This window comes from Cereibacter changlensis JA139 (genome assembly GCF_003034985.1).
In the GTDB taxonomy this organism is placed as follows: domain Bacteria; phylum Pseudomonadota; class Alphaproteobacteria; order Rhodobacterales; family Rhodobacteraceae; genus Cereibacter; species Cereibacter changlensis.
This window is the reverse complement of sequence record NZ_PZKG01000388.1, coordinates 1-821: the sequence shown is the minus strand read 5'-3', so window position 1 is coordinate 821 and position 821 is coordinate 1. Positions and strand designations below refer to the sequence as shown.

Sequence of the window (821 nt, the reverse complement as noted above, 5' to 3'; positions counted from 1 at the left end):
GGGCGGAGACGGGGCGTCGGACCCGACCATGCCCGGCTGCGTCATGGCTGGCTCTCCGAGACAGTCAGGACGCCCGCCGCGCAGGGAGGGGCTGATGTCCTGGCTCCGGTTCCGGCCAGCCCTGCGGGCCGGAACCGGAGCGCGGCCCCGGCCTCCGGCGGGGGGCGTCACTGAGAGCCAAGTTATCCTCCGCCTTCGGCTCCGTGCAGCCGGGTGATGCGAAAGCAGGTTGGACGAGCACAATCTTGCCACCGAAGAATGAGTAAAGTATAGTAATTATACCATTCTCGCTATATATTCTGCCCATGAAGTTCGAATATGATCCCGACAAGAGCGCCGCAAACCGTGAGAAGCACGGAATCGATTTCGATGAAGCGCAGGCTCTCTGGGATGATCCTTATCTGATTGAGGCACCCGCCAATGTGACGGATGAGCCGCGCTTTCTGGCGGTTGGCATAATCGGGAACAGATACTGGACGGCTGTTTACACTTACCGGAGCAACCGAGTGCGGATCATTTCCGTGCGCCGCGCTCGAAAGCAGGAGATTGACCACTATGAAGGCGACTGAATTCGACGACCGTTTCGACGCTGGCGAAGACATGTCCGCCCATGTCGACTGGACTAAGGCGCGCCGCCTCAACGTTGAAGCCAAGCGGGTAAACGTTGATTTCCCGACCTGGGTTGTCGCCGGTCTGGACCGGCAGGCTCAGAAGCTCGGGATCACCCGTCAGGCGCTGATCAAGATGTGGATCGCAGAACGCCTGGAGTAAAGGCCAGTACGGCCAGTGGGCATTAGGCCGGATGAGCGGGGGCGCAGCCT

The 821-nt window shown here is 60.7% G+C and carries 2 protein-coding genes; both read left to right on the top strand.

Translation table 11 applies throughout. The features are described from left to right. Positions 1–305 precede the first annotated feature (305 nt). Entirely contained in the window at positions 306–569 is a 264-nt protein-coding gene (locus tag C5F48_RS24265) for a BrnT family toxin (protein ID WP_107666180.1), read from the top strand. Next, positions 556–771: a type II toxin-antitoxin system BrnA family antitoxin gene (gene brnA / locus C5F48_RS24260; RefSeq protein WP_107666179.1), complete on the top strand. Its 216-nt coding sequence runs from the start codon at positions 556–558 to the stop codon at positions 769–771. Before C5F48_RS24265 ends, brnA begins: the two co-directional genes overlap by 14 nt. Positions 772–821 lie beyond the last annotated feature (50 nt).

Bases quoted from the DNA above. Each gene is read 5' to 3' on its own strand.
- C5F48_RS24265 (WP_107666180.1), top strand. From the start codon at position 306: ATGAAGTTCGAATATGATCCCGACAAGAGCGCCGCAAACCGTGAGAAG.
- brnA (WP_107666179.1), top strand. From the start codon at position 556: ATGAAGGCGACTGAATTCGACGACCGTTTCGACGCTGGCGAAGACATG.